This is a genomic window from Sulfurihydrogenibium yellowstonense SS-5 (assembly GCF_000173615.1).
Lineage (GTDB): Bacteria > Aquificota > Aquificia > Aquificales > Hydrogenothermaceae > Sulfurihydrogenibium > Sulfurihydrogenibium yellowstonense.
In genome coordinates this window covers 1-5163 of the sequence record NZ_ABZS01000121.1, presented here as the reverse complement: position 1 = coordinate 5163, position 5163 = coordinate 1, and the positions used below count along the sequence as shown (strand labels likewise).

Genomic DNA, 5163 nt, shown 5'->3' with positions numbered 1-5163 from the left:
TTCTATGTTATGGGAATCAAATTGTGGATATTTTGAAAAAACTGTTATAAGGTCATTTTTTAATATATCAGCAAAATTTGGCGGTAATCCCTTTCTTTCATATGATAAAACCATCATCAGTCTTTCTTTAGCTTTATTTGCTGATGATTGTCTTTTAAAAAAACTAAAAATTGACATTTTTCCCTCCTCTTTCTATCTTCCAAAAAGCTTAGCGAGAAATCCTTTCTTCTCTTCAAGCTCTGTAAATGGGACTTCTTCACCTTCTAATCTTCTTGCTATGTTCATGATTGCTTTTGCTGCAGGAAGTTCTTTATGTAAAACAATCGGTTCTCCCCTGTTAGTAAAATCTACTAATTTTTCTTCGTCCGGCACGATACCGATTTTTGGTATTTGTAAGATTTCTTCTATATCTTCAACTGACAGCATCTCGCCTTTCTTAACCTGATACAATCTAATTCTGTTTATAACCAATCTTAAATTTCCTTTATCCATAGATTCAAGCAATCCAATTATTCTGTCAGCATCTCTTACAGATGATACTTCTGGATTTACTACTATGATAGCTTCTTCAGCAGGAGCGGCAGCGGTTTTAAATCCACCTTCAATTCCGGCAGGAGAGTCTATGAATATATAATCAAAATTATCTTTGACTTTTTCTACGATATCTACCATTTGACCTGGTTTTACAGCATCTTTATCTTTTGTCTGCGCCGCTGGCAGTAGATACAGAGATAGCCCTCTTTTATCTCTTACAAAAGCTTTTTCCGGAGGAACCCTTCCTTCAACAACATCAACAATATCATAGACTATTCTATTTTCAAGACCAAGAATCATGTCTAAATTTCTAAGGCCTATGTCTGCATCTATTGCTAAAACTTTTTTTCCCATCATTGCCAAAGCAGTGGATATATTGGCTGTGAGAGTAGTCTTCCCTACTCCACCTTTTCCAGAAGTTACAACTATAACTCTTGCCATTTTTACACCTCTTTTACTTAATTTTATCTATAACTATTGCATTATTTTCAATATATGCAATTTCTGGAGAATTAGACTCTTTGGTTTCATCATCAGGAGACCTTGCAATATAATTAGAGATTCTTATTTGTTGGGGTCTAAGTTTTAATGCCATAATTATGGCTGTTTCATCTCCGTTAGCTCCGGCATGTACCACGCCTCTTAAATTACCCATGACGATGACGCTTCCGGAAGAAACTACATAAGCATCAGGGTTAACATCACCAAGGATTAGAACATCTCCATCATACTCTACTTTTTGACCACTTCTTAGTGTTTTATTTATAATTTTTAGAGATTTTTTTTGAGCAACACCTTTTAAGCTATCTTTATTATTCTTTGTATTTTGAAATCCTAAAACTGATGCATTAAAATCTTTCAAAACCTTTTCTATCTCAGCTTTTGATTCTTCGTTTAGTTCTAACCCGTTATAATCAACAACAGCATAAGACCCTTTAAAGAAAGCAGAAGAAAGTTTTTGTTTAAGTTCATCAATATTTTCCTGCAAGCTTTTACTTGGGTCTAATTTAATAAGCAAAGCTGGTACAGTCAACCCTTTTATTTCTACGCCCATATATGCTTATCCTTCTTGAAAAATTTATAAAATTATGCTTATCTATTCTACTGCAATTTTTATTTGGAGGCAAAACTTTATTAATGCATCAGGTATATAATTACTTCGGATACATAGAAAAAAAACTTTACTGTGAAGAGGTTAGCATATTAAATTTAGCATCAAAGGTTGGCACTCCATTTTTTGTTTACAGTAAAAAAGCAATTTTAGATAAAATTAACCAGTATAAAGAAGCGTTTAAAGATTATGATACATTAATCTGCTATGCTTTAAAAGCAAATTCTAATCTTAGTCTACTGAAAATTTTTGAAGAAAATGGTCTTGGTGCTGACATTGTATCCGGCGGAGAGCTTTATAAGGCAAAAAAAGCTGGATTTTCTTCAAACAAGATAGTTTATGCCGGGGTTGGGAAAACGGACTTTGAAATTAGTTATGCTATAAGTGAAAACATTCTTTCTTTTAACGTTGAAAGCTTCATGGAGCTTGACGTCATCAATGAAATCGCAAGCAAACAAGAAAAAAAAGCCAATGTGTCTATAAGAGTTAATCCTAATGTAGACCCAAAAACCCATCCTTACATTTCAACAGGATTAAAGAAAAGCAAATTTGGAATAGATATAGACCAAGCATTAGATGCTTACAAAAAGGCTGTGAAGCTTGAAAATTTAAATGTGGTAGGCGTTCATTGTCATATAGGCTCTCAGATAATGGACGTTTCTGTATTTAGAGAAGCTGCTGAAAAAGTCGTAGACCTTGTGTTTAAACTAAAAAAAGAGGGAATCGAATTAAAATTTATAGATATGGGCGGTGGTCTTGGAGTTAAGTATCATCCGGACGATAACCCACCCACTCCAAAAGATTTAGCAGACGCAATAATTCCTGTAGTGAAACAAACCGGATTAAAGTTAATAATAGAGCCGGGAAGGTCTTTGATTGCTGAAGCCGGAGCATTAATCACGAAAGTAATCTTTTTAAAAGATAAACAAGAAAAACATTTCGTTATTGTTGATTCTGGAATGAATGACCTTGTAAGACCTGCTATGTATAATGCTTACCACCATGTTTTAAACGTTCAGGAAAAAGACGAAGAGATGATAGCTGATATAGTGGGTCCAATTTGCGAGACAGGAGATTTTTTAGCTCTTGATAGAAAAATTGGAAAAGTAGAGAGAGGAGATTTATTAGCCATAATGACTGCCGGAGCTTATGGTAGCAGCATGTCATCAAACTACAACGTAAGACCAATAGCGTTAGAAGTATTGGTTGATGGTCCTAACTTTAAAGTAATAAAAGAAAGAGAAGACTATAAACATATATCAAAATATGAAGAGGAAGTGTTATGAAAGTATTGGTTGTAGGAAATGGTGGAAGAGAACATGCCTTAGTTTGGAAGATTAAACAAAGTAGTCTTGTAAAAGAAGTATACTGTGCAAGCGGAAACGCCGGTATAGGCAAAATAGCAAAAAGAGTAAATATATCTCCAACGGATATATACAATCTCGTTAGATTTGCAAAAGAAAACAAGATAGATTTGACAGTAGTAGGACCCGAGCAACCATTATCCGAGGGCATTGTTGATAGATTTAATGAAGAAGGATTAAAAATATTCGGACATCAAAAATCAGCTGCGATTTTAGAGGCAAGTAAAGTTTTTGCTAAAAATTTAATGAAAAAGTACGGCATTCCCACGGCAAAGTTTGAAAGCTTTGAAAAAGAAGAAGATGCTATAAAGTTTATAAAAGAAGTGGGGGCACCAATAGTTATAAAAGCCGATGGACTTGCTGCAGGTAAAGGTGTAGTTGTAGCAAAAACAGAAGAAGAGGCTATCCAGGCAGTAAAAGATATGTTCGCCGGAAAGTTTGGACCAGCAAGTAAAAGAGTTGTAATTGAAGAATTTTTAGAAGGAGAAGAAGCATCTTATATATGCTTTGTCAAAGATGATAAACTTGCTCCAATGCCAACATCTCAAGACCATAAAAGAGCTTATGATAACGACGAAGGACCAAATACCGGCGGCATGGGTGCATACTCTCCATGCAGTCTTATAACTCCAGAAATGGAAAAAGAGATTCAAGAGAGGATAATGTACCCAACCCTTAAAGCAATGATTAATGAAGGAAGAAGCATGTGTGGCTTTTTGTATGCCGGTCTTATGATAGGACCAAAAGGCATAAATGTTTTAGAGTTTAACGTTAGAATGGGAGACCCGGAGACTCAGCCAATAATGAGAAGATTACAATCAGATTTAGTTGAGCATATTTTAGAAATTCTTGAAGGAAATATTGAAAATGTAAAACCAAAATGGAATCCTGACTATGCTATTGGCGTTGTAATGGCATCTAAGGGTTACCCTGATGCTTATGAAAAAGGAAAGGTAATTACAGGAATAGAAGAGGCAGAAAAAGACCCAGATGTAGTTGTATTCCATGCCGGAACTGAAGAGGTAGATGGAAAGATAATAACAAACGGTGGAAGAGTTTTAACTGTAACAGCAACAGGTGAAGACATTTTTAAAGCAAGGGAAAAAGTTTACTCAGCTATAGAAAAGATTCATTTTGAAGGAGCTTTTTATAGAAAGGATATAGGATTTAGAGAAGTAAATAGAAAGAAGGAGCCTGTTCCAAAATTTTTGTAAGCTTACCTCTCCGCGTCATCCTGAGGACGAAGTCCGAAGGATCTCATCTTTTGATTTTTTGACTTGAAAAGAAAAATATGAGATTCTTCGCTTCGCTCAGAATGACAGTGTGGATTTTTTGGAACAGCCTCATAGAAAGGAGTGATATTAAAATATAAAATATAGATTTAAAAGCTTTTGCGTATAATCAAGAATAAACCCCCGCCAGCTGGCAGGGATGAAATGGTTATTTTGATTTATCTAATTCTTTCATTTCATTTAAAACACCTTGAGCATCTCCTTCTGCCCCAATAGATTTATAAAGATTATATGCACGAGTATAGTATTCTCTTGCTGTTTTTTTATCTCCTTTGTCTCTGTAAAGCCATCCAAGATATTCGTAACCTGCAGCTTCCCAATATTTATCTCCTACTTTTTTAACACCCTCAAGACCTTCGGATAAGTATTTCTCTGCGTTTTCATAACCTTTCATCTTTCTATATGTATTTCCAAGGTTTAACTTAACAATAGATGCACCATGATAATCTCCGTATTTCTCGACTATTTCAATAGCTTTTTGAAAATATTCAACAGCCTTTCGATAATCACCTTTTTTGTCATATATATTAGCAATATTGTTATAAGTAGGTGCTTTATCTTTTTCATTTGTTTCTAAACTTAAAGACTCTTTATAATAACTTAAAGCTTTATCTAATTCTCCTTTTTTATAATATATCGCAGCAATGTTGTTTAATACAGAAGCCTGCATATATGTATCACCTAAATCCCTTGCTAAGCTTAAACTTCTACTGTAATACAAAAGTGCATCATCTAAGTAACCCATACTGGATAAAATCAATCCAGTCCAATTGTAGATATACATCAAATCTTTTTTGTTATTTGTTAAACTCTCTGCTTTTCTCATATTTTCATAAGCAAGTTTAAGCTCTCCAACTTTATA

6 protein-coding genes are annotated in these 5163 nt (G+C 34.3%); 2 read left to right on the top strand and 4 right to left on the bottom strand.

Going from position 1 to position 5163, the window contains the following annotated elements; translation table 11 throughout:
• The 3 genes from SULYE_RS05665 to minC form a co-directional block, all read right to left on the bottom strand.
• A partial coding sequence (locus SULYE_RS05665) for a cell division topological specificity factor MinE (RefSeq protein ID WP_007547412.1) occupies positions 1 to 177 on the bottom strand: 177 nt, incomplete at its 3' end.
• 15 nt (positions 178 to 192) lie between these two features.
• Positions 193 to 975 carry a septum site-determining protein MinD gene (gene minD / locus SULYE_RS05660; protein WP_007547411.1) on the bottom strand — a complete coding sequence of 261 codons (783 nt, stop codon included), beginning with the start codon at positions 973 to 975 and terminating at the stop codon, positions 193 to 195.
• Positions 976 to 988: 13 nt separating this feature from the next.
• A complete protein-coding gene (gene minC / locus SULYE_RS05655) occupies positions 989 to 1588 on the bottom strand; it encodes a septum site-determining protein MinC (protein WP_007547410.1) in 600 nt (199 codons plus the stop codon).
• Between the two features lie 83 nt (positions 1589 to 1671).
• On the opposite strand from minC, the gene lysA reads away from it, so the two are divergent.
• Together lysA and purD are read left to right on the top strand one after the other, a co-directional pair.
• Positions 1672 to 2931: a diaminopimelate decarboxylase gene (gene lysA, locus SULYE_RS05650; RefSeq protein ID WP_007547409.1), complete on the top strand. Its 1260-nt coding sequence runs from the start codon at positions 1672 to 1674 to the stop codon at positions 2929 to 2931.
• The gene (gene purD / locus SULYE_RS05645; protein ID WP_007547408.1) at positions 2928 to 4223 is read left to right on the top strand and encodes a phosphoribosylamine--glycine ligase; all 1296 of its coding nucleotides are present in this window, start codon (positions 2928 to 2930) and stop codon (positions 4221 to 4223) included. The genes lysA and purD overlap by 4 nt, the downstream gene beginning before the upstream one ends.
• A gap of 226 nt (positions 4224 to 4449) precedes the next feature.
• On the opposite strand, the gene SULYE_RS05640 is transcribed toward purD, so the two are convergent.
• Positions 4450 to 5163 (bottom strand): tetratricopeptide repeat protein (locus SULYE_RS05640; RefSeq protein ID WP_007547407.1); only part of this gene is annotated, 714 nt, incomplete at its 5' end.